Consider the following 21,988-nt stretch of genomic DNA (forward strand, 5'->3'; position numbering starts at 1 on the left):
GGTGTACAAGCTCGCCTTCTTCGTCCCGGCGAGCCATGTCGAAGTGGTCAAGGCCGCTGTGTTCGCCGCAGGTGGTGGACGCATCGGCGCCTATGACCACTGCGCTTGGCAGACCCTCGGCCAAGGCCAGTTTCGCCCGTTGGACGGCAGCCAGCCGTACCTCGGGCAAACCGGGCAGGTCGAAGTGGTGGAGGAGTGGAAGGTCGAGATGGTAGTGGCGGATGAGCTGATTGCTCAGGTCGTCGCTGCCCTCAAAACGAGTCATCCGTATGAGACGCCAGCCTATGAAGTCTGGCGTCTGGTGGATATCTGACAGAGGTACTGATCAACTCAGTGATGCAATTGTGAGCGAGCGCCCACCTATTGCGTCACTGATTGCTCACTTCAAAGCGGTCATAAGCCAAAGCCCGAGCCGCTCAGATTTTCTCCCGCGCCGATCAGGTCCAGAGGTTCGCGTATCTCCAGTTCCTCCAAGCGTTTCCGAGCGGCTGCTCGGTATTCCTCATAGCGCTTGATATGACGACTGAGTTCGGTTCCTTCCTCAATTTTGTCCGGGTTTCTATTGGCCCAGCGTTCCACGATTGGATCCTGCCAGTTGAGATCATTCGGATGCCGTAGATAGCTGCTCGCCACTTCGACGGGGTCTTGCTCACCGTCCCCCTCCCAGTATTTGTGCATCGACTTACCCACCTCAAAGACGGCATGCCGAGCCAGCAATTGTGCTATCACATGGAAGGGGTGGGTGTCGTGATCTTTAGCCAGCTGTGAGTGGGTAGCACTTACGTGTGCATGAGTATTGGGGTCTTCGCCCAGGTACGTTTGCAGGTCGTCGATTTGATCACCTGCCCACTCCACCACCGTTTGCATGAGGCTATTGGTGAAATTTCGCAGAGATCGAAGTGGAGCGCTGGCTAACCAGTCCAGATACTCAACTGTCTGGAACGTCGAACTTTTGGCTAGCTCATCCCGCACTTCGAGTGCCTTTACAAGTCTTGCTCTCCACTCAGGATCTTCTTTGAGCAATATCAGCAGCGCTCGCTCGCCGTCACTTCGCTCTCCCGCAACAGTGGGTTTGAACACATACCCCGGAACTGGAAACAGCATTTTGGCCAAGGGCTCGGCGACGCTGGCGAGGATGTCCGAACCGCTGAACAGACCGGTCACGACCGGCCAGCGATGTCTGCATGGTTTCTCGGTCGTCCAGGCCAATACATCGGTGTAGCCGACCTTGCGCAGGCTAAGCTCTACGAAGTTGGAGTGAGCAAAGAAATCTTCAAGCACATGCAAGGCTTCACCAAAGTACCGCATGCCTGTGGGGGTCTTGCCTGCTCGCATAGCCGCGCGCAGCTTTCTGCGCATGTAGCGTTCGGCTTCCTCTATATGCAACGTCATGGAGCGTGCGTAATGGACGGTGGTCAGCCTGTCACCGGGCCGTACCAAGGGTTCGAAGTCCTCATCGATCGTCTGCGGATCAATTGCGTTTTCGTCGAGGTTGGTGGGGTTGTCGATGTGTTCTGAGGGGCGATAGACGCCAAGCATCTCTGGCGTAACGGTATAGGCTGCGCGCTCCTCGTCGGTCATTTGCAGGCGGTTGAATTCTATCAGTGCCAGCAGGTCGACAAACTCAGTAAGCACCTCTCTGGAGATTTTCGTTGGGAAGTTTCTGCGAGCGTCTTGCGGGCGAACAATTTTGGGATCTATCAACTGTGAATGGTCGCGCAGCCAGTTGCCGAAATAGATTTGTTTGACTTCAACGGCATTGAAACCCGAAAGGTTCAGTACCTGAGCGATGGACTCGTGGCCATGACTCTCCGCAGAATCGCCAAGGCCTGCTCCAAACCGAGGCATTGGTCTTAGTTGCTGGGGGGCATTATCAGTATGCTTTTTCACAAGACGTCCTCAACCGATGTTTGGGACGCTCAGATTGGTTGCTCAGGTGCGGTAGATAAATATGGAAATAGCGACCCTGCAACGAAGTCAGATTCTGCTTACAGTGTCGGCATAATTTCATCATTATGTGGAGCATTTGAAGCACGTTAGTGCTAGCCGGTAAGCCCCATCCTGTCCGGGATTACCGGCTTGCCCAGTGCTTTCAACCATCACTGCGAGGCCTATGCACCAGTGCGCACGCCACAAGCCCCAGCTCGAACAACACCCACATCGGCACTGCCAGCATCGTCTGAGAAAACACATCAGGCGGTGTCAAAATCATCCCCACCACAAAGCAACCGACGATCACGTAGGGCCGACTACGCCGCAGCGTGGCTACATCGGTCAGCCCCGCCCAGACCACGATGAACGTCGCCACCGGTATCTCGAACGCCAGGCCGAAGGCCAGGAACAGCGCCATGATGAAGTCCAGGTACAGGCCGATATCGGTCATCATCGCCACCCCATCGGGGGTAACGCTGGCGAAGAAGCCGAACATCATCGGAAACACCAGGAAGAACGCAAAGGCCATCCCGCCATAGAACAGCACGATGCTCGATACCAGCAGCGGCAGTGCAATGCGCCGTTCGCGGCGGTACAGCCCCGGGGCAATGAAACCCCAGGCCTGGTGCAACAACAGCGGCATAGCCAGGAACAGCGCGCACATCGCGGTCAACTTGAACGGGGTCAAGAACGGCGAGGTGACGCTGGTGGCGATCATGCTGGTGCCTTCCGGCAGATAACGGCGCAACGGTTCGGAGATCAGCGTGTAGAGGGTTTGGGCGAACGGGAACAACGCGCCGAACAGCAGCGCGATCACTAACAACGAGCGCATCAGTCGCTTGCGCAGATCCCTCAGGTGTTCAGTCAAGGGCATGCGCCCTTGCTGTTGCATGGCAATGCTCATGAGACGTGCTCCTTGGCAGGCACTGGTGCCGCGGCGTCATTGGCCGGTTCTCCCTCCAGGCGGATGCCCTGGCGAATCTCCTGTTCCAGCCGCTGCAGCGGTGCGGCGTCCAACGCCGGCAGGTCGATTTCCCGCTCCACCTGGGTGCGCAGCGCATGCATCGCCCGCCGTGCTTGGCCTAACCCACGGCCAACGGCGCGCGCCGCCACCGGCAGGCGCTCGGGGCCGAGCACCAGCAGGGCGACGACCCCGACCAGAATCATTTCGGTAAAGCCGATCTCGAACATCAGGCCTGACGATCCGCTGGCGTTTGCTGCACGCTCTGGCCGTTCAGCGGTGCTTGTTGTGGCACCTGCGGGTTGCTTGGGCTGGCTTCACTGTCACCGCCCATGGACTTGCGAAAACCCTGGATCGCCTCGCCAACATCGCTGCCCAGGCCTTTCAGACGCTTGGTGCCAAACAGCAGGAAGACAATCAACAGCACGATCACCAATTGCCAGATTCCGATACCACCCATGTCAGACCACTCCTGTAAGGTCATCAAAAGAGCAGCAATCCTGCCTTGCCTAGATGACGCGATGATTACTGTCAGGTATTGCCATCTGCCTGAAACAAGCGCGGTGTTGACTGGCCTCTTTGCCGGTTGGAAAAAGGAGGGCGAGGATGGGTGGCAAACACCAGCAAGGTGCTGCGTTGTTGATGGTGATGGTTGCGCTGGCGATGATCGCTGCGGGCCTGACCTGGCTGGTGGAGGGCGGGCGTCGGCAGGTGGATGAAGTGCGCCTGTTACAGCAGCGGGTGCAAGCGCGGGCCATGGAGCAGGCCGGGCTGGCCTATGCCGAACAGGCGCTGCGCGATCCTGCCTGGCGGGCCAGCCCGTTGTTCTGGCAAGCCTTGCGCGGTCAGCCGCTGGACTATGATTTTGGCGCAGGCAAGGCGCAGCTGCGCGTGCGTGATCAGCACACCTGCTTCAACGTCAATGCGCTGTTGGGCGAGGACGGCGAGCGGGCTGAGCGTCAGTTGCGTCTGCTGCTGGGCGATGACATGGCCGCCGAGCGCCTGGTGCACGCGCTGGCTGACTGGATCGATGCTGACAGTGACGCACGCCTGCAAGGTGCGGAGAGTGCCCAGTATCTACGTCAGCAACCCGCGCGCCTGGCGGCTAACCAGCCGATGGTCGACAGCAGCGAGCTGAATCTATTGCTGGCCCCCGACGCGCAGCGCCAAGGCCGTTACCCGATGCTCTGTGCACTGGCGCAGACCAGTGGCTGGCGGCTCAATGCCAACGCACTTGGCCTGGAACACCTGCCCCTGCTGGAGGCGTTGTATGAGGGGCGTTATTCGCGCTCGTTGCTGAGCCGCATCGTCACGGGGCGTCCAGCGGCGGGGTATGTGGATGCGGCGGCGTTGCGCCAGGCGTTGGGGGCAGTGGATGACGAAACGTTCGAGCGCTTGAGCGAGGGGTTGCTGCTCAACAGTGGGCATTACCTGTTGCAGCTGTCGTTCGAGGAGGAGGGGCTGAAGTTGCGCAGTCAGTTTCAGGTGGAGGCGTTGGGGGTGGTGCAGTGGCACGCACGGGTACCGGCGCAGCAGGTGCGAGTGCGCAGCCGTGAGCCTTTGCCATGGTGATAGCAAGTATTCGAGGGCCGCAGAGCGGCCCCCGAAAATCCATCAGGCGGTGCCGATCTCGCCGCCATCATTACGCTGAATCACCACCGTCGAAGCCCGTGGTCGCACGGTAGTTCCGGCCGGCGCTGCGTCGGTCGCCACATCGTTGAACGGCCAGTTTTCCGGGTGCTGGATGTTGACGAACATCGACTTGTTGTCCGGGGCAAAGGCTATCCCGGTGACCTCGCAGCCATTGGGGCCGACGAAGAAGCGCCGCAGGTCCACCTGGTTCTGCGCGTTGACCGGAATCTGCTTGCCGGCAGCATCCACCAGATCCGTCGGAATCACCGCCAGCAGTTGGTCGTTGGTGTAGCTGGTCAAGGTCGACTCACCGTTGTCGGTCTCGAACCACAACACCCCACGGCTATCGAAGCTCATGCCGTCGGGGCTGGCGAACTGGTTCAGTTCGGTCAGGCCTGAGCGGTTGATGTCGGCAGTGCCGGCGGCGTTGGCGCCGAATACGAAGATGTCCCAGTTGAAGCTGGTGTGATCATCGCTGTCGTGCCAGCGAATGATGTGGCCATGGCGGTTCGGCCCACGTGGGTTGGCCGCATCGACTTTTTCCGGGGTACGCGAGCTGTTGTTGGTCAGGGTCAGGTAGACGTCGCCGTTGAGTGGGTTGACGGCAGTCCACTCGGGGCGGTCCATCGGCGTGGCACCGACGGCATCGGCGGCGCCACGGGTGTGCAAGATGATCCCCGGCAGGTCGCCGTACAACGCACCGAGGGTGCTGCCCGCGGTGGTAGCGGTGGCGACGTCGAGCAGCAGCCAGTTACCGCTGCCGTCGGCATTGAAGCGGGCGACATACAGCTTGCCTTGGTCCATGTACTTGGCGCCGGTGGCCAGGCGGTCGGCTGGAGTGGCGTCTGCTGGGTCCCACACGGCATCGGAGACGAACTTGTACAGGTACTCGTTGTTGGAGTCGTCACCGGTGTACCAGACCAGCGGCTTGCCCGCCACCGGCAGGCCCGGGCAGCAGCCCTCGTGGCGGAAGCGACCCAGGGCGGTGCGTTTGACCGCCAGGGTGCTGGCGTTGTACGGATCGATCTCGACGATGTAGCCGTAGGTGCTGGCTTCGTTACGGAAGTCGTCGGTGGCGCTGGCGCCGGTCGGGGTAACGTCGAAGCGGGCGAACTCGTCGTCCACCTCGCTTGGGTCACCTGCGCAGGTTTCCCACTTGTACTGGCCGCTGGAAGTGCCCACGCCGATACGCGACTGGTCGGCTGGACGGGTGCCTTTATTGACGAAGATGCCCGGCCAGTTTTCCTCGCAGGTCAGGTAGGTGCCCCACGGCGTGTAGCCATTGCCGCAGTTGTTGTTGGTGCCGCGGCACTGGGTGCCGGCCGGGGAGAACTTGGTCTTGACGTGGTCGGTGCCGCGCAGGGGGCCGGCGATGTCCATCAGCGAAACGGTGGTGAAGCGGCGATTGAGCGGGTCGTTGTCGACCACCTGCCAGCGGCCGTTGACCTTGCTCAGGCGAACCACGCCGGCGCCGTGGGCGTTGATTTCCTTGCGCACTTCTTCGACCGGGCGCTTGCCGCTGCCATCGGTGGTCGGCCCTGCCGGATGCAAGGCTTGGGCGTCGATGTACTCGAAGTTGATCGCCAGCAAGCCGTCATCGGAGCTGCCGTTGATAGGGAAGAAGTGCATGCCGTCGTGGTGCATGCCCATGGCGTTGGCCTGGTCGGTCGAGCTGTTGCTGCCGTCGGATTTCCACGGGTTGCCATTGCTGTTCAGCGGCGTGCCCCACGGCGCCAGGACGTAGGCGCTGTAGCCGGCGGCGACCACGCAGGCGTCGGTCCGCGAGCCTGCGATGGAGTTGAAGCCCAGCTTGAGTTTCGGCGTTTCTGGATTGGTTGGAGCCGAATCGTCGTCATCCGAACCGCCACCGCCGTCGAAGCAGCCGGTCAGGCCGGTCCCGGCGATCATCGCGATCGCGGCGCCAAGGCTGCCGCGCATCACGGTACGACGGCTCAGGTAGGCGTCCATGACGCTGGCCATTGGCAGGTTGCCGCTTAGGTTGCGGTCTAGGTTGTCGCCGGTGTCTCGACTCATCAGGGTGTCCTTATAGTGGCTGAGTTGAAAGAAACCGCGACTTTAGTGCGCAAGTGTGATGATTCCTTGGCAGAAATATTAAGGTCCGCTTAAAACTAGCAGTTCTTAGCAGCACGTCTTGAAAGAACAATCCGCGATTGCTGTCGGATATCTGCCATTAAACTGTCATGTGAGCGCCGCAATATCCGGGTCCCAAAGTGAACTCGGAAAGGATGCGGGCCTGATGGCTAGTAGTGTGGGCAGACGCGAAGTACTCAGCTGGATGGGTGTCGGTGCACTGGCGCCGCTGCTCGGCGCCTGCTCTGCGCTCCCCGGCCAGCGTGGTGGCAGTGCGGCGGTCGATCTACTCTATGTCGCCGACACCCTCGATGCCCGCCAGCCTGGTATGCCCGTGGTGCCCGCTACTCGACTTGGGCCGGTGAGCCATCTGGGGCGGGCGCCGTGGATGACTGGCAGCAGCGCCACCGCCGCCTACCCCGAGCTTGCGCCCTTGCTCGATGCCAGTCAGGCAGGCAGTGCGCAATTGGGTGGCTATGCGGTGTTGGCCGCGTTGCTTGAGCAATTGCGCAGCGAAGCTGGAGCCAGTAATTGCCTGACCTTGGAAAATGGTCAGGGCTGGAATGGCAGCGGCTTGGCCTACCTGACTCAAGGCGAGAGCGGCGTGCAAGGCAGCCAACTGCTCGCCAGTGAAGTGCGCGTCAGCAGCGATGAACGAGTGCTCTGGCCGCAACGCTGCGCCGGACTTTATCGCCAGTCTTCCTCTATTACCCTGGGGGCTGGACTGGCCAGCGATCAGGCCACGTCGCTTGGCATCGAGCCCCTGCGGATTTTCGAACGGGGCGGTGCGCGAATTGCCGTGGTGGGTGTCACCGACCCCTACGCCCAGGATCAGAAAGCTTCGCTCAAACAGTGGTACCAATCGCTGCAGCCAATCTTCCAGCAGGCGCGCCGCGAAGCTGACCTGGTGGTGGCGCTGGCCGATGTCGGCACCGGGCCAGGGCTGTGGTTGGCCGAACGCCTCAATGAAGTCGACGTGCTGCTGTGCGCGCGCGGCCAGGACTTGTGGCCAGCGCCGGTCGAGGTGAGCCAAGCGAGCGGTCGTCGGGTTCCAGTGCTGTTCGCCGGCTGCCGTGGCAGCGGCGCGTTCCGCCTGCGCTGTCAGCAAGTGGCCGGCCAGTGGCATTTCCAGGCGCGCTACTTTGCCGCCTTCGAACATCACCTGACGCCGGCCGCTCAGGCCCGCGCCAGCCAACTGCGCAGTGTGCTGCGCCAACAACGTGCTGGCCACGCTGCCTGGCTCGACCAACCTTTGGCCCGCGCTCCGCAAGCACTATGGCGGCGCGATACCCGTGGCGGTAGCTGGGACCGTTTGCTGCACCAGGCCCTGGCTGACGACAGCAACATGCCAGTGCTGCTGCCGGGACTGCGTTACGACTACCCTTTGGCCGCGGGTGATTCGATCACTCGCGAACACCTGATCAGCCTAACGGGCGGCTACCCCGCGCCAGTGGTCGAGGCGCCTGCCCGACAGGTCGAGCAAGTACTGGAGAACGCCGCCGAGCAGCTGTTCGGCGATCCGCTGCTGCTGGACAACAGCCAGGACTTACCGCGCTGGCAAAGCCAGGCCTGGCAGGTCAGTTATAGCCCGCAAGGCAAACGCATCGCCGGCCTCGAACCGGTGCAGGGGCTGTGCCGCACCTTTGGTTTTCAATTCGACCCGCAGGCCGGTGAGCCACTGTGGCAGCGCGTTGAAGCCTGGCTGGCGCGCCAGTCGGGCAATTGGCAACTGGCAGCGCTGCAACTGCCGCAGGTGCGCTACGTGCAGGGCCATCCGGGTTGGCATCCTCGGCAGTTGCTCTCTTGAGCACACCCAGTCGGTTACTCGGCGTAGCGCTGCTGACCCTGGTCGGTTGGCTGGCTGGCCAATGCGTGCTGCAGCTCAGCCGCTCGCCGCAGCCTGCCCGCGCGCCTGCGCTCGCTGAGCTGCCCTTGCCCGGCTTGCTGGTCGGCCATTGGCAGGCGCCTGCCGACGACGGCCTGATTCCGCTGACTCGCCTGCCGCTGCAGTACCTCGGCGGGCTCAAGGCCAAGCCGCTTTCGGCGACCGTGGTGGTGCTGCGCTATGGCCAGCAGACCCGCAGCCTGGTGCGTGGCCAACGCCTGGCACCCGGCATCGTCCTGCAGGACATCGACGCCGATGGCCTGATTTTCAACAACCAGGGGCGGCGCGAGCGCCTGCCCTGGCCGCCACGGCCTGCCGTGACCGGCTTCAAGCGGCAAGGATGAGCGATGTTTGCAAGATACTGCGTGGCCGGAGTGCTCAGCCTGAGCCTGTCATTGGCCTGGGCCGAAGAGCCGGAAACATTCGACGACAGCGGCGCGCCGATCTATGAGGTGAACTTCGTCGACACCGACTTGGGCGAGTTCATCGACAGCGTCTCGCGCATCACCGGCACCACCTTCATCGTCGATCCACGGGTCAAGGGCAAGGTCACGGTGCGTACGGTCGATCGGCATGACGCCGAGGCCATCTACGACATCTTCCTCGCCCAGCTGCGCGCCCAGGGCTACGCCGCGGTCGACTTGCCCAATGGCAGCGTGAAGATCGTCCCCGACCAGGCTGCACGCCTGGAACCGGTGCCGGTCGAGGGCGGTGGCAAGAAAGCCGAGGGCAGCGACGGGGTTGCCACCCGCGTGTTCAACGTACGCAATGCCGCCAGCGAACAAATGCTGGGTATCCTCAAGCCGCTGATCGACCCGCGTGTGGGCGTGATCACTCCCTATCCGGCAGCCAACCTGTTGGTGGTTACCGACTGGCGCAGCAACCTTGAGCGCATAGACAGCCTGTTGCGCCAGCTCGATCAGGTCAGTGACGAGCCGCTGCAGGTGATGAAGCTGCAGCATGCCAGCGCCGCCGACACCGCCCAGCTGGTCACCCGCTTGCTGGCCAACCAGCAGGCCGGCGACACTGCCCAGGTGGTGGCTGATCCGCGCAGTAATGCGTTGCTGGTGCGTGGCAGCGCCGACAGCCGCGAGCGGGTAAGGGCCTTGCTGGCCCAGCTCGACCGCCCCAGCGACACTCAGCACAACAGCAACACCCAAGTGATCTACCTACGTCACGCCAACGCCAGCGAAGTGGTCAAGGTGCTGCGCGGCCTCAGCCAGGAAGGCAGCGTGCCGGCCGAAGGCGACGCCGAGGGCAAGGACCGCCCGGTGGCGATGGCCAGCGATTCTGGCATTCGCCTGGAGTACGAAGAAGGCACCAATGCCGTGGTCATGGTTGGCCCGGACAGCGAACTGGCGGCCTATCGCAGCATCGTCGAGCAGCTCGACATCCGTCGCGCGCAAGTGGTGGTCGAGGCGATCATCGCCGAGGTCTCCGACAGCCAGGCCCAGGAGCTGGGCGTGCAATGGTTGTTCGCCGACGAGAAGTTCGGTGCCGGTATCGTCAACTTCGGCAGCAATGGCGTGAACATCGCCAGCATCGCTGGGGCTGCCGCCAGCGGCGACAACGAAGCCTTGGGCGATTTGCTGTCGACCACCACCGGTGTCACCGCAGGCATCGGCCACTTCGGGGGTGGCTTCAACTTCGCCATGCTGATCAATGCGCTCAAGGGCAAGAGCGGCTTCAACCTGCTGTCGACGCCGACCCTGCTGACCCTGGACAACGCCGAGGCGTCGATCCTGGTTGGCCAGGAAGTACCCTTCGTCACAGGCTCGGTCACCCAGAACAACGCCAACCCCTACCAGACCATCGAGCGCAAGGAGGTCGGGGTCAAGCTGCGCATCAAGCCGCAGGTGAACATCGACAACAGCGTGCGCCTGGATATCGTCCAGGAAGTCTCGTCGATTGCCGACACCACCAGCGCCAGCGATGTCATCACCAACAAACGCGAGATCAAGACCAAGGTCATGGTCGAGGATAACGGCCTGGTGATCCTCGGCGGCTTGATCAGCGACGAACTCAGCACCAGCAACCAGCGCGTGCCGTTTTTGGGCGACATCCCAGGGCTGGGTCGGTTGTTCCGTTCCGACGCGAGCAAGAACACCAAGCAGAACCTGATGGTGTTCATTCGCCCGCGCATCCTGCGTGATGGGCCGAGCCTGGCCGGGCTGAGCCAGGACAAATACCGCACCCTGCAACAGACCACGTCGTTGCAATTGCCGGAGCTGGCCGAGGGCACGCCGCTGCTCAAGGTGTTCCCAGCCAGCCGGGCGCGCCTGGAAGGGGGCGATTGGTGATGCTGCCTTATCGTCTGGCGCGCCAGACTGGCCTGGCGATGGCGCCGCTTGCCGAGGGCTGGCAGCTGTGGCTGCGGCCAGACGCCGACAGCGATCAGTTGCAGGAACTGCTGCGCGTCCATGGTCAGCCAGCGAGCCTTGAGTACCTGGATACAGCAGCCTTCGATGCCCGGCTGGGCCAACTTTACGAAGCGGGTAGTGCCAGCACCGCGGCGCTGATCGAAGGCATCGGCGAGCAGGTCGACCTGGACAGCCTGATGAGCGAAATGCCACGTATCGAGGACTTGCTCGAAAGCGACGACGAAGCGCCCGTGATTCGCCTGATCAACGGCCTGTTCGGCCAGGCCCTGCGCCTGCGCGCTTCCGACATTCATATCGAGACCTTCGAGCAGAGCCTGGTGGTGCGCCTGCGTGTCGATGGTCACCTGCGCGAAGTGCTGCGCCCACCGCGGGCGCTGTCGGCGATGCTGGTGTCGCGGATCAAGGTCATGGCGCGCCTGGACATCGCCGAGAAGCGTCAGCCGCAGGATGGCCGAATCACCTTGCGCGCCGCCGGCCGGGAAGTGGATGTGCGGGTGTCGACCTTGCCCGGGATCCATGGCGAACGGGTGGTGATGCGGGTGCTGGACAAGCAGGCCAGCCTCTTGGCGCTGGATAACCTAGGCATGCCTGACTCTGTGCTGGAGGGTTTGCGCAGCTGCCTGGCCAGGCCCAACGGTATTGTCCTGAGCACTGGTCCCACCGGTTCGGGCAAGACCACCACGCTCTACGCCAGCCTCAACAGCCTCAACGATGGCAGCCGCAATATCCTCACCGTTGAAGACCCGGTGGAGTACGCCATCGCCGGCATTGGCCAGACCGCAATCAACCCCCGTGCCGGCCTGACCTTCGCCAGCGGGCTACGGGCGATTCTGCGCCAGGACCCGGACGTGATCATGCTCGGCGAGATCCGCGATCAGGAAACCGCGCAGATCGCCGTGCAGGCCAGCCTCACCGGGCACCTGGTGCTGTCGACCCTGCACACCAACAGCGCTGTGGGCGCGGTGACGCGCTTGCGTGACATGGGCATCGAGCCGTTCTTGATCGCCTCGTGCCTGCGCGGCGTGCTGGCCCAGCGCCTGGTGCGGCGGCTGTGTCATTGTGCTGTAGAGCAGCCGTTGCAGGCGGCTGAACGCAAGCTATGGCCAGAGTTGGGATCGCTGGGCGGCACGTTTCATGCGGTCGGCTGCGACGACTGCCAAGGCAGTGGCTACAACGGGCGATTGGGCCTGTATGAATTCATCGCACTGGACCCAGGCCTGGTCGCGCTGCTCTATGACGGCGCCAGCGAACTGGCCATGCAGGGCTATCTTGCCGAGCGCCGCCAAAGCCTGGTGAGCATGGCCAGCGATTGCCTGCGCCAAGGCCAGACCAGCCTTGCCGAAGTGCTGCGTGTGGTACAGGGCTAGCCTATGCCGACCTATCGCTATCAGGCAGTCGATCTGGCCGGCAAAAGCCACAGCGCTACGCTGCAGGCCGACAGCGAGCGTCATGCGCGGCAGTTGTTGCGTGAGCAGGGGCTGTTCGCCCGGCAGCTCAAGCGCCAGGGCAGCGCCGCGGCGCAACCGCGTCGCCAGCGATTAAATCGCGCGCAGTTGTGCGAATTGACTCGCCAATTGGCGACCCTCACCGGCGCCGGTATTGCCCTGGTCGATGCTCTAGCCACCCTTGAGCGGCAGCTGCGCCAACCCGCCCTGCAGGCCGTGTTGGTGTCGGTACGCGGCGCGCTGGCCGAGGGCTTGGGCCTGGCGCGCAGCCTCGCCCGGCAAGGCGCGCCATTCACCGGCCTGTATTGCGCGTTGGTCGAAGCGGGCGAGCGCTCGGGGCGTTTGGCCCAGGTGCTGACGCGCCTGGCCGATCATCTTGAGCAAGTGCAGCGCCAGCAACACAAGGCACGCACCGCCTTGATCTACCCCAGCGTGTTGATGGGCGTGTCGCTGGCGGTGGTGGTCGGCCTGATGACCTTCGTGGTGCCCAAGCTCACTGAGCAGTTCGCCCATTCCGGGCAGAGCTTGCCCTGGGTCACTTCAGTATTGATTGGCATCAGCCAGGGCCTGGTCAGTGCCGGGCCGTGGCTGTTGTGCGCAGCACTCTTGCTGGCACTGCTCGGCAGCTGGTTGCTGCGCAAACCGCACTGGTGCCTGCGCCGCGACGAGCTACTGCTGCGCCTGCCGCGTGTTGGCGGGCTGTTGCAGGTGCTGGAAAGCGCCCGCCTGGCGCGCAGCCTGGCGATCCTCTGCAGCAGTGGCGTGGCCCTGCTCGAAGCGTTGCAGGTGGCCACCGAAACCGTCGGTAACCGACGCATTCGCCTGGCTATGGAGCAGGTGCGCCAGCAAGTCCAGGGCGGCACCAGCCTGCACCGGGCGCTGGATGCCAGCCAACAATTTCCACCGCTGCTGGTGAACATGGTCGGCAGTGGCGAGGCCAGCGGCACGTTGGCTGACATGCTCGAACGGGTGGCCGATGACCAGGAGCGCGGTTTCGCCCGCCAGGTGGACACCGCCATGGCGCTGTTCGAGCCGCTGATGATCCTGGTGATGGGCGCCGTGGTGCTGTTCATCGTCCTGGCCGTGCTGCTGCCGATCATGCAACTGAACCAAGGCCTGCAACTATGACAAGGAGCACCAACATGCGACATCGACGTACCCGCCAGCGGGGCTTCACCCTGATGGAAATCATGGTGGTGATCTTCATCATCGGCCTGCTGATCGCCGTGGTCGCGCCCAGTGTGCTGGGCAACCAGGACAAGGCCATGCGCCAGAAGGTCTTGGCCGACCTTGCCACCCTGGAGCAGGCGCTGGATATGTATCGGCTGGACAACCTGCGTTTTCCCAGCAGCGAGCAAGGCCTGGCCGCACTGGTGAACAAACCTACCCAGGAGCCGCTGCCGCGTGCCTGGCGCAGCGATGGCTACATTCGCCGTCTGCCAGAGGACCCGTGGGGTACGCCATACCAGTACCGCATGCCCGGTGAACATGGTCGGGTCGATGTCTACTCGCTGGGCGCCGACGGCGTGCCGGGTGGCGAAGAGCTCGATGCCGACCTGGGCAACTGGGAGCTGTGAAGGGTGAGCGGCCAGCGTGGCTTCAGCCTGATCGAGCTGTTGGTGGTGCTGGCCATCGCTGGCTTGATGACGGGCCTGAGTGTGGCCTGGCTCGACAGTGGCAACAGCAGCGTCGAGCAGGCCCTGGATCGACTGGCCGGGCACGTTCGCGAGCAGGGCGCGCTGGCTCGGCATGCCGGGCAACTGCGTGGGCTGCGCTGGAATGGCCAGCGCCCGGAGTTGGTTCGGCGCGAGAAGGAGGGCTGGGTGCTGGAGCCAGCGCGCCTGGGCGACTGGCCCAAGGGCCTGCGCCCCGATTGGCCAGCCAGTCGCACGCCGCAGTTGATCTTCACCCCCGAGGGCTGGGCACGCCCTGGTGCCGTGCTGTGGCAGTGGCCGCAGGGCAGCCAGCGCTGGCAGTGGGATCGCGCCGGACAACTGCGCACGGCTTCGTCGCCATGAAACGTGGCCAGCGTGGCTTTACCTTGTTGGAAGTGACTGTGGCCCTGGCGATCGCCGCCGTGCTGGCGGTGATCGCCAGCCAGGTTTTGCGCCAACGGCTGGCGGTACAGGACAGCGTCCAACAGCACCGGCTGGGCCTGCTCTGTGCCCGCGAGCTGCAAGCACGCTTTGCCGTCGAGCAGTATTGGCCAGCCGCCAACCACAACAGCGGTGTGCTGAATCAAGGCGGCCAAGCCTGCCATTGGCAACTGCAATTGCGCAGGACCGGCGTGCGCGACCTGCGCCGAGGTGATCTGCAGCTGTTCGCCGACCGCGATCAGCGCCTGCCGCTAGGCCAGTACAGCGTATTTCTGGAGCGCCCATGAAGCGTCAGCAAGCAGGCCTGACCTTGATCGAACTGATGGTTGCGCTGGCCTTGACCGCAGTGCTCGGCATCATGCTTGCGGCCTTGGTCAACGGCTGGCTGAAGGTGCGCGAGCGGCTCGCGTCACCCGCCGCCAATGCCGGTGTGCTGGAGTTCTGCCTGGCCCTGGAGCGGCGTTTCGATAGCCCGGTGCTGCGCCGGGTCTACGAGCAGCGCTTGCCGTTGGCCACGCGCTGGCTCGACTGGCAGGCGCAGAACAACCAGCTGCTGTGGGTGGCTGTCGCGGCCTGGCCGCAAGCCGAGGGCGGCTCGCGCCTGCAACGCCAGCGCCTGCGCTTTGATCCACGTGAGCAGCGCCTGCTGCTGGAAACCTCGGCGGACCTGTACGCCGCAGGTGAGCCGCACTGGGTGGTCCGCGAGCGGTTGGAGCGGGTCAGCGCATGGCAGGTGCTTTACCACCAGGGTGGCCGCTGGCTGGCCTGGCCCTCGGATCAACCCGCGCACCCCGGTCGTGGCGTGCGCGTGCAATTGCAGCGTGATGGAGCACCTTATGTCTGCACCTTTGCATTGCCACATGGGCTGTCATGAACGGAGGCCGGATGAAACTTAAGTGGCGTCGCCGTGGCCCTCGCCGGGCGTGGCTGTTGCTGCGACCGGGTGCTGCCGCGCAGCCGTGGGACTGGCTATTGGTTGAGCGCGGCGTGCCGAGCCGAGAAGGGCAGGGCGAGCCGCCCAATGATCTCGATGCACGGGTGGCGCTGATCATTCCTGGCCAGCTGTGCAGCCATTTCCAACTGCCAGCCCCCCCGGGGCTCAAGCGTGACGAGTGGCCGTTGCTGCTGGAAGACCGGCTGCTGCAAGCCAGCGATCAGCTGCTGTTTGCCTGTATCGAACGCCTGCCTGGACAGTTGCGCCTGGCGCTGGTGGAGCGTGCGCAGCTCGATGGCTGGCGCAAACAGTGCGCCGACTGGGGGCTTTCGATTGAACGCTGCTGGGCACAACTGCAGCTGTTACCGGCCTCGGCCCCCGGGGCTGGCTGGAGATGGCCGCATGAGCATGAGGATTTATACAAAGGTGTTGCCAGTGATGGTCGCGAGCATTGGCTGTCGTGGCCGCGGGGGCTCGGCGATCCCCCGGCGGTGCCCTGGGCAACGCTGCGAATCGATTGCATCGAGGGGCGTTGGCCGGCGCAATTGGTAGCGCTGGACAGCCTGCCCAGCCTGGTCGAACAGCGCCGCGTCCGTGCGCGCTTGAGCCTGCCGCGCGGGCAGCTGCGCTTGGTGGCGGCTTGCCTGATTCTGGCTACGGCCTGGGCGGGCTTGTGGCTGAGCCAGCAATGGCGCCAGGCCCAGCTCTATCGCCAGCAGGTACTGGCAGTAACGGGCGAGCAGGCCTCGTTGCGTCAGGCGAGCGTGGCGCTCAAACGCTTGCGAGACGCTGCGAATGAACGGCAGTTGCGCCTGCGCAAGCTCGATGGGCTGCAAGGGCAATTGCAGGCGTGGCTGGAGCAGCACCCTGGTTGGCGTTTGCAAGCGGTGCGCTTCGATGGGCAGCGTTGGCATGTGCACTTGGACGGCGAGGGCACTGCACCTGCCTGGCAGGACATGGCCAATCAGGCTGGTGCCCAAGTCGAGGTGAGCAATGCTGGGCAGGCGGCGCAGTGGCGCGTGGTCTTCGATCTGGGAGCGGTGTGATGAATCGTGAGCTGTTGCAGCACTACCGCATGCCCTTTGCATGGGCGCTGATCGCAATGCTGGTGCTGTCGCTGGCGGTGCGCGAAGGGCTGGCGCAGTGGCGTGAACTGGCCCAGTGGCAGGCGTTGGCCGAGTCGGCGGCGAGCCTGCGCGATGCTCCGCCAATGGGGCTTGATCGCTTGCGCCAGTCAGCCCAGGCGCGGCAGATCAGCCTGCAGGAGATCGACTCCAATGAAGGGGGTTGGCAGTTGCGCGGTCAGGTGAGCGATGAAAAAACCTTGCAGCAGTGGTTGCTGGCATTGCAGGCGGAGGGCGCTCAGCCACTGCAATGGGCGTTGGAGCAGGGGGACCAAGGGCTACGTTTCGCTGTGCAGGTGCAGCCGTGAGGTGGCATGGGGCTGTATGGCTGTTACTGGTTTTCAGCGTCACGCTGCTGGCCGAACTGCCGGCCCGTTGGCTCACTCAAGGGCTGGCGATCAGTGGGGTCAGCGGCAGCCTCTGGCGCGGCCAGGCGGTGCAGTGGGGGCCGGTGGGGCCATTGCGCTGGGAAATCACTGCGTGGCCCTTGCAAACGCAAGTGCACCTGGGGTTTCAGGGGCAGGGCTGGCAAGCACGATTGTCGGGGTGGCCATGGAATTGGCAGGCAGAACTGCAAGCGTTGTCTGGCCAGGCCAGGGTGGCGACCGGTTACCGATTGGCGGGGCAATGGCAAGGTACGTTGCGCATGCGGGGGGCGGGCGCACGCTGCAGCGGGGCTGATGGGCAAATATCTATCGAGGATCTGGCGCTGGTCGAGCCGTGGTCGCTTGGCCTTGGGCGTGGATCAATGCAGATGGACTGCAGCAGCGGCTGGCATCTGTTCGGACAATTGAATCAGCCAGGACAGCATCAGTTGGAGCTGGATGCCGACCTGTCGGCACGGCGCGCCAAGGTCGACTTTAAGCTACAAAACGATGCTGCCCTGACGCCAATCTTGCGCGCCCTGCAATGGTTGGGACCAACCGAGAGGGTAGGGCAGCGCAAGGTTGGCTGGTAGTCAGGCTATCGACTATCAGCGACGGCGCGGTGCATTGCCGTGAAGAAACTGGCGGCAATAGTCACTTGGCTTGTCCTTGAATGCTCGATACCAATTCCTGATCGTGGTTCAGGTAACTGCCCTGAGCGAGCCCGTACAGATTGAACCCGCTTGGATTGCCCGCAGTACTTTTTTCATTGGATTGCTTCACCAGGGCCAGTGCCTCCTCGACTAATGAAGTGGAGAACTTGATGCCCCCGTCCACCCGGTAGTTATTGCCGGTCAAGGTCTCAGTGGTCACCTTTTCTGCGCTATGCGCGACATCGCCATGAGCTGACGCCAAGCGGGCACCCACCAGATTGATAGCGCCACCGACCTTCAGATCGATCCCCTCAGCACCTTCAAGCCCTGCTTGATGGGCGACATTGTCACGCTTCTCACGCATTACATAGATGTCGGGTGCCAAGTAGTTCTCGGGCTTGTGCTTGGTCAAGAATTTAAGCTGCTGCTTGGCTTCCTGGCCCCACGGCCCGGCAATCGAACCGACTGTATTGGCCCAGCCCTGCGGGTTTTTCTCGTGGCTCGCTCGTACATCGACATCCGCAATCCAGGTGTCGACGTTATCCTTGCGGCTTTCAACTTGCAGGTCGCCGCCGATAGTGCCTTGGATATGATCGGCCTTAAGGCTGGTACCTTGCAGCCGGGTATCGCCTTTGCTATTCAAAGCAATGGTTCGCGCTGTAAATGTGCTGGCGTTCCACGTCTGGTTATCGCGCAGGTCCAGGTCGAGTTTGCCGCGCAGCCATAGGCCTTCGGTAGCGGTTTTGCCCTGCTGATTTAGACCGCCTACACCTCCGGTGATATCGAGGTTGTTGTGCTTTGTCTGGTTTGCCGAGGATTCAATCAGCGCGCCGCCATTCCATGCCTGTAACTGGATGAGCCCGGCTGATGCCTGCACACCCTGTAGATGTAGGGCTCGCTCGTTGTCAGCACGACTGGAGAGCGTCAACTGGCCGTTGCTGTGTAAATGGCTATCTACAGCCTCGATGTCATCTTCGTCGACACTGCCATATCCCAGGTGGCCGCCAATACCCCCACCTTTGGTGTCACCTTGTTTGGCAGACACTTCCAGACCGCCATCTAGCCTGTTGCTTTGCGCCTTATGCGTGTTACGGGCTGAGCTGATCTGCAAGTTCCCGCCACTGTGCAAATTGATGTCGCCGACCTTGGCGGCCTCACTACCAATCCGTGTTCCTTCAAGCAGTAGATCGCCAGCGCTGTTCAGGAGTACCTCACCGTCTGCCTTGATCGATGCCACCTTAGCCACGGACTTTGAACTTGAGCTGTCAGCCGTATCGAAGTAACCGCGAAATTCCGCACCCTTTTCGCCCGGCTTACTGCTGACTTTGAGTCGAGCCTTCGCATTGAGCGAGCCTGATTCCTTGCTTCTCAGGCTGCTTGCTTGAAGCACCGACAACGAGCCACCGCTGAGAATATGTACCCCACCCGTAGCTGCATTGATTTGGCTGCCTTGATAAACGCCATCACCGCTAAGCCTGATATTTATACCTCGACCTTGAAGGCTGCCCACCACCGCCTTGCTGGTGTTTTCAACTGTATCAAGCGTGCCGCCCTTACCGTTGAGGCGTACCCCGACATCCTTACCTGTGGTGGTGTCAACGCGAGTATCGATATCTGCGCTAAGGTTATGCACGGTGTGCACGCTGGTATCGTGCGCGGCCAGCATGTTGTGCTGCTTCGCATTGATCTCCAATAGGCCGGTGCGCGCTTGCCAGGTGGTACCTTGGTCATCAATGACAGCGGCCTTGACCTCGACTGATGCGCCGGACAATTCATTGACCTGTGCGTACTCTTTGCTCCAGTTCTCCTGGCGATCTTTGTAGCGAAAAGTTACGTCAATGCCAACGCTTGGTGGAGTGAACGCATCGACGATCGAATCTTGCTGAAAGCGGTCAGCTTGCTTGCTTTCCACTATCTCCACAATGGGTTTGGTCAGGCCGTGATATTCCAGGCTGGCACCGAGGCTGGCACGCCAATGATTGCTGTCTGCCGCAAGTTTAAGTTCGTTCGATGCCGCGCGATTCACGATGTTGCCAGCGTGAATCTTGAGGTGCTTGCCGGCGTCGATACGACTGGCTTCATTGAGCAGATCATTGTCGCTATTGATCGCCACATTGCCTGTAGCTAGCAGTTCACTGCGCTGCACCTTGCTGTTTTCGCTTTTTGAGGTTTCGGTGCTTTGCAGTACTTCCAGCCCGAAGCCGACTCGCTCGACACCAACGCTGAGCGCCACGCCCTCGCCGAGCTCATCTAAACGACTGGAAAACGATAGTGTATCGTCAACGGCGGTCAGGCTAATCTTGTTGCCTTGCAGGTTGAGATCACCCGCCCGGGCATTGAGTTTGGCACCCCGGGCCCGTAGGTGAGTGTCGCTGCGAAGGCTCAGCGAAGCTGCTGCAAGTTCACTGGCGTGCTGTTTATATTGAACACTTTCTTTAATCGTCACAGGTGCGCGATAGCCGCCATAGAACTCCCATTGGTGAGAACCGGGCTTGCCATCTTGCGCGGGCTGGGTTTCGCGGGTACCAAAATCAAATGTGTGCAGAGCGCTCAGGGTTGAAAAGTCGTTGCGTTCAAGTGCGCTATCGATTACCAGGGCTTTAGTGGCCTTTACATTCATGTGCCCTGCCGCCTCGATACGCGCCCCCAGAATCTTCAAATCGTCAGTGCTGGAGAGGTCCAAGTTAGCGCCAGATTTGATATTACTGAGTTGCGGCCGTTGATGGACGGCATGGCTCAACGCGAGGCCTAACACCTTGTGGTCAGAGGTAATTGTGCTTTCACCAGAAGAACCTGCCGCCACTGTCAGTGAGCCCTTGGTGCTATGGAGCTGTGCATCGCCCTTACTGGTCACTTCACTGCCGCGGATAGTGATCCGCTCGCCCTGGGCGGCGAGGGTTGCCGCCGTCACGTTAGTACCGGAATAGCGCCATGGTCGCTGGTGTTTATTGGCTGGGGCTTTGGATACATGGCGGTCAGAGGTCGCCCAACGTTGAACGTCGTCCTCAAGCCTTTGACCAGCCAGATTAATATCTCTGGCCTCAAGTTGCAGGTGGCCTGCACTTTCGAGGTTGCTGCTCTTGATGTCCAGGGCGTTGGCTGCTTTGATCTCCAAGTGGTTGGCGCTCAATGTACTGGCATGTGCTTTTTGCTGGGTGTCAGAGGTGTAAGTAGCATCACGCCAAGATTTGTCGCTGTTTTCGCGTTGGTAGCGTCTGGTATTGGTTTCTTCGATAGCTGCGCTGACATCTATGTTGCCTTTACTCTCCAGGCGCAGACCCTCCTGCGCTTGAACGGTGGCGGCTTGCAGTTCCATATCGCCATGCGATTGCAGGCTGATGTCACCGCTGCTGTGCAACTGGGTGCCGCGTGGTCGGTAAACGGTGGTAAAGCGCTTTTGCACCTGGTCGTTGTGACGGTCTTCTTTTTTATCGGTCTCAGTATCAAGCTTCAGCTTTTTTCCAGCGGTAACAGCGATCCGCTGGGCAGAGCCATCAACCGCGCGTAGTGTCAGGTCTCCAGCGGCTTTGAGTCGTAACCCACCTTGTTTGGCTTTAAGCGTGCTGGAGGATATCGGGTCGCCGAAGACCTCTAAGTCACCTGCTGAATCAATAAGGATGTCGTGGTCGGCTTCAACCCTGATCGGCCCCATGCGCACGCCTGCACCCTCGGCGGTGCTGCGGATCTGGATTCGGCCCGCATACATTGCGCCGAGTAGGTTGGCATCAATGTCCGATAGGCTGCCGGACTCGTGCCTGATGATCTTGCCCTCCCGTTTGCTGATGAGGTTACGGCCCAAGGTGATGTTGAGACTGTCTTTCGCTGCGAGTAGACCGGTGCTGTCCAGGCGTGGTGCGATCAGGTACAGGGCACCTTCGGTATTAGTCTGACCATCGCCCTTAACAGTCAGTCTGCCGTCGGCGTTTAGCGTCTCGAAGGTTTGCAACTGCTCGTTTTGGAATCCGGGCTTCCCGACTACGAAGGCCGCCTTAGGTGTGTTGATGAATCGGCCGCCGTTGAGTGTGATGCCATTGGGGTTGGCGAGAATGTAGTTAGCTCGCTGACCGAAGATTTCCTGAGTGCCTTCGATCAGCGAAGCGTTGCGGCTAACGACTTCGTTGAGAATGGTCGAAGCGGCTTGGCCTTGAAACTGAGGGTTGGCAGTCAGGATGCCTGCCAGTTGCGATCCACCCTCCTGCAAGGCGTTGTTCAGCACGACGCCTTGCTTGCCAACGTTGTAGTCGATGAATTTGTTGTGCGACAGACCATTGGCATCGGGGGCGACGATGTTGATCACAGGCACGCCATGCTTATGGTTGATGATGGGCGAACTGCCCAAATCTAACTTCGGTTGCAGGCCGCCTTGGGCGTGCACGCTGGCCGTGCCTAGCAGGGCGAGGAAGATCGTCCAGCGCAGGGTATCTGGCTTGGCGGACAGGCGATGGGGGGAGGAGGGGGGCATAGACAGGATCACTTTTTTCAGTGGTGG

Annotated in this window: 20 protein-coding genes; 14 read left to right on the forward strand and 6 right to left on the reverse strand. The window is 62.0% G+C overall.

Going from position 1 to position 21,988, the window contains the following annotated elements; genetic code table 11:
* The first annotated feature begins 1 nt into the window (after window position 1).
* Window positions 2-313: an NGG1p interacting factor NIF3 gene (locus ACF8K2_RS07460; RefSeq protein WP_392464129.1), complete on the forward strand. Its 312-nt coding sequence runs from the start codon at window positions 2-4 to the stop codon at window positions 311-313.
* Window positions 314-393: 80 nt separating this feature from the next.
* Here ACF8K2_RS07460 and ACF8K2_RS07465 read toward each other — a convergent pair whose 3' ends face one another.
* The 4 genes from ACF8K2_RS07465 to tatA all read right to left on the reverse strand — a co-directional run bounded on the left by ACF8K2_RS07465 (window position 394) and on the right by tatA (window position 3,353).
* Window positions 394-1,890 carry an HET-C-related protein gene (locus ACF8K2_RS07465; RefSeq protein ID WP_392464132.1) on the reverse strand — a complete coding sequence of 499 codons (1,497 nt, stop codon included), beginning with the start codon at window positions 1,888-1,890 and terminating at the stop codon, window positions 394-396.
* A 202-nt stretch (window positions 1,891-2,092) separates the two neighbouring features.
* Window positions 2,093-2,836, reverse strand: coding sequence for a twin-arginine translocase subunit TatC (gene tatC / locus ACF8K2_RS07470; RefSeq protein ID WP_186556400.1), 744 nt, complete (start codon window positions 2,834-2,836; stop codon window positions 2,093-2,095).
* Entirely contained in the window at window positions 2,833-3,123 is a 291-nt protein-coding gene (gene tatB / locus ACF8K2_RS07475; RefSeq protein WP_392464134.1) for a Sec-independent protein translocase protein TatB, read from the reverse strand. Before tatB ends, tatC begins: the two co-directional genes overlap by 4 nt.
* Window positions 3,123-3,353 (reverse strand): twin-arginine translocase TatA/TatE family subunit, encoded by a 231-nt coding sequence (gene tatA / locus ACF8K2_RS07480; RefSeq protein WP_392464135.1) that lies wholly within the window; start codon window positions 3,351-3,353, stop codon window positions 3,123-3,125. The genes tatB and tatA overlap by 1 nt, the downstream gene beginning before the upstream one ends.
* A gap of 146 nt (window positions 3,354-3,499) precedes the next feature.
* Between tatA and gspK the strand changes: the two genes are divergently transcribed.
* The gene (gene gspK / locus ACF8K2_RS07485; protein ID WP_392464137.1) at window positions 3,500-4,465 is read left to right on the forward strand and encodes a type II secretion system minor pseudopilin GspK; all 966 of its coding nucleotides are present in this window, start codon (window positions 3,500-3,502) and stop codon (window positions 4,463-4,465) included.
* A 42-nt stretch (window positions 4,466-4,507) separates the two neighbouring features.
* Here gspK and ACF8K2_RS07490 read toward each other — a convergent pair whose 3' ends face one another.
* On the reverse strand, window positions 4,508-6,559 hold the full coding sequence (locus ACF8K2_RS07490) for a PhoX family protein (RefSeq protein ID WP_392464139.1): 2,052 nt from the start codon (window positions 6,557-6,559) through the stop codon (window positions 4,508-4,510).
* A gap of 223 nt (window positions 6,560-6,782) precedes the next feature.
* Between ACF8K2_RS07490 and ACF8K2_RS07495 the strand changes: the two genes are divergently transcribed.
* Genes ACF8K2_RS07495 through ACF8K2_RS07550 form a run of 12 tightly spaced genes read left to right on the forward strand, consistent with a single transcriptional unit; the run spans window position 6,783 to window position 17,439 of the window.
* A complete protein-coding gene (locus tag ACF8K2_RS07495; protein ID WP_392464140.1) occupies window positions 6,783-8,423 on the forward strand; it encodes a lipoprotein UxpA in 1,641 nt (546 codons plus the stop codon).
* Window positions 8,420-8,845 carry a pilus assembly protein PilZ gene (locus ACF8K2_RS07500; RefSeq protein ID WP_392464141.1) on the forward strand — a complete coding sequence of 142 codons (426 nt, stop codon included), beginning with the start codon at window positions 8,420-8,422 and terminating at the stop codon, window positions 8,843-8,845. The genes ACF8K2_RS07495 and ACF8K2_RS07500 overlap by 4 nt, the downstream gene beginning before the upstream one ends.
* Before the next feature lie 21 nt (window positions 8,846-8,866).
* Window positions 8,867-10,801: a type II secretion system secretin GspD gene (gene gspD / locus ACF8K2_RS07505; RefSeq protein WP_392464177.1), complete on the forward strand. Its 1,935-nt coding sequence runs from the start codon at window positions 8,867-8,869 to the stop codon at window positions 10,799-10,801.
* Window positions 10,801-12,249 carry a GspE/PulE family protein gene (locus ACF8K2_RS07510; protein WP_392464143.1) on the forward strand — a complete coding sequence of 483 codons (1,449 nt, stop codon included), beginning with the start codon at window positions 10,801-10,803 and terminating at the stop codon, window positions 12,247-12,249. The genes gspD and ACF8K2_RS07510 overlap by 1 nt, the downstream gene beginning before the upstream one ends.
* Window positions 12,250-12,252: 3 nt before the next feature.
* On the forward strand, window positions 12,253-13,455 hold the full coding sequence (gene gspF / locus ACF8K2_RS07515; protein WP_392464146.1) for a type II secretion system inner membrane protein GspF: 1,203 nt from the start codon (window positions 12,253-12,255) through the stop codon (window positions 13,453-13,455).
* Window positions 13,456-13,469: 14 nt separating this feature from the next.
* Window positions 13,470-13,904, forward strand: a complete 435-nt coding sequence (gene gspG / locus ACF8K2_RS07520; RefSeq protein WP_186556390.1) for a type II secretion system major pseudopilin GspG — start codon at window positions 13,470-13,472, stop codon at window positions 13,902-13,904.
* Between the two features lie 3 nt (window positions 13,905-13,907).
* Window positions 13,908-14,345, forward strand: coding sequence for a type II secretion system minor pseudopilin GspH (gspH, locus tag ACF8K2_RS07525; RefSeq protein WP_186556389.1), 438 nt, complete (start codon window positions 13,908-13,910; stop codon window positions 14,343-14,345).
* Window positions 14,342-14,710, forward strand: coding sequence for a type II secretion system protein GspI (locus ACF8K2_RS07530; protein WP_186556388.1), 369 nt, complete (start codon window positions 14,342-14,344; stop codon window positions 14,708-14,710). The genes gspH and ACF8K2_RS07530 overlap by 4 nt, the downstream gene beginning before the upstream one ends.
* Window positions 14,707-15,297, forward strand: a complete 591-nt coding sequence (locus ACF8K2_RS07535; protein WP_186556387.1) for a type II secretion system protein — start codon at window positions 14,707-14,709, stop codon at window positions 15,295-15,297. The genes ACF8K2_RS07530 and ACF8K2_RS07535 overlap by 4 nt, the downstream gene beginning before the upstream one ends.
* A gap of 11 nt (window positions 15,298-15,308) precedes the next feature.
* Entirely contained in the window at window positions 15,309-16,403 is a 1,095-nt protein-coding gene (locus ACF8K2_RS07540; protein ID WP_392464151.1) for a GspL/Epsl periplasmic domain-containing protein, read from the forward strand.
* Window positions 16,403-16,789 carry a type II secretion system protein GspM gene (gene gspM / locus ACF8K2_RS07545; RefSeq protein WP_392464153.1) on the forward strand — a complete coding sequence of 129 codons (387 nt, stop codon included), beginning with the start codon at window positions 16,403-16,405 and terminating at the stop codon, window positions 16,787-16,789. The genes ACF8K2_RS07540 and gspM overlap by 1 nt, the downstream gene beginning before the upstream one ends.
* Window positions 16,786-17,439 carry a hypothetical protein gene (locus tag ACF8K2_RS07550; protein ID WP_312151827.1) on the forward strand — a complete coding sequence of 218 codons (654 nt, stop codon included), beginning with the start codon at window positions 16,786-16,788 and terminating at the stop codon, window positions 17,437-17,439. Before gspM ends, ACF8K2_RS07550 begins: the two co-directional genes overlap by 4 nt.
* A 61-nt stretch (window positions 17,440-17,500) precedes the next feature.
* On the opposite strand, the gene ACF8K2_RS07555 is transcribed toward ACF8K2_RS07550, so the two are convergent.
* Window positions 17,501-21,961, reverse strand: a complete 4,461-nt coding sequence (locus ACF8K2_RS07555) for a hemagglutinin repeat-containing protein (RefSeq protein WP_392464154.1) — start codon at window positions 21,959-21,961, stop codon at window positions 17,501-17,503.
* Window positions 21,962-21,988: the final 27 nt, after the last annotated feature.

Source organism: Pseudomonas sp. xss_2 (assembly GCF_043104195.1).
GTDB lineage: Bacteria > Pseudomonadota > Gammaproteobacteria > Pseudomonadales > Pseudomonadaceae > Aquipseudomonas > Aquipseudomonas urmiensis.

What these genes read in the sequence shown, in the direction of transcription:
- ACF8K2_RS07535 (WP_186556387.1), top strand. Translation starts at nt 14,707, where the DNA reads ATGAAGCGTCAGCAAGCAGGCCTGACCTTGATCGAACTGATGGTTGCG.
- ACF8K2_RS07530 (WP_186556388.1), top strand. Translation starts at nt 14,342, where the DNA reads ATGAAACGTGGCCAGCGTGGCTTTACCTTGTTGGAAGTGACTGTGGCC.
- tatA (WP_392464135.1), bottom strand. Translation starts at nt 3,353, where the DNA reads ATGGGTGGTATCGGAATCTGGCAATTGGTGATCGTGCTGTTGATTGTC.
- gspF (WP_392464146.1), top strand. Translation starts at nt 12,253, where the DNA reads ATGCCGACCTATCGCTATCAGGCAGTCGATCTGGCCGGCAAAAGCCAC.
- gspG (WP_186556390.1), top strand. Translation starts at nt 13,470, where the DNA reads ATGCGACATCGACGTACCCGCCAGCGGGGCTTCACCCTGATGGAAATC.
- tatB (WP_392464134.1), bottom strand. Translation starts at nt 3,123, where the DNA reads ATGTTCGAGATCGGCTTTACCGAAATGATTCTGGTCGGGGTCGTCGCC.
- ACF8K2_RS07540 (WP_392464151.1), top strand. Translation starts at nt 15,309, where the DNA reads ATGAAACTTAAGTGGCGTCGCCGTGGCCCTCGCCGGGCGTGGCTGTTG.
- gspM (WP_392464153.1), top strand. Translation starts at nt 16,403, where the DNA reads ATGAATCGTGAGCTGTTGCAGCACTACCGCATGCCCTTTGCATGGGCG.
- gspK (WP_392464137.1), top strand. Translation starts at nt 3,500, where the DNA reads ATGGGTGGCAAACACCAGCAAGGTGCTGCGTTGTTGATGGTGATGGTT.
- ACF8K2_RS07490 (WP_392464139.1), bottom strand. Translation starts at nt 6,559, where the DNA reads ATGAGTCGAGACACCGGCGACAACCTAGACCGCAACCTAAGCGGCAAC.
- ACF8K2_RS07510 (WP_392464143.1), top strand. Translation starts at nt 10,801, where the DNA reads ATGCTGCCTTATCGTCTGGCGCGCCAGACTGGCCTGGCGATGGCGCCG.
- tatC (WP_186556400.1), bottom strand. Translation starts at nt 2,836, where the DNA reads ATGAGCATTGCCATGCAACAGCAAGGGCGCATGCCCTTGACTGAACAC.
- ACF8K2_RS07495 (WP_392464140.1), top strand. Translation starts at nt 6,783, where the DNA reads ATGGCTAGTAGTGTGGGCAGACGCGAAGTACTCAGCTGGATGGGTGTC.
- ACF8K2_RS07555 (WP_392464154.1), bottom strand. Translation starts at nt 21,961, where the DNA reads ATGCCCCCCTCCTCCCCCCATCGCCTGTCCGCCAAGCCAGATACCCTG.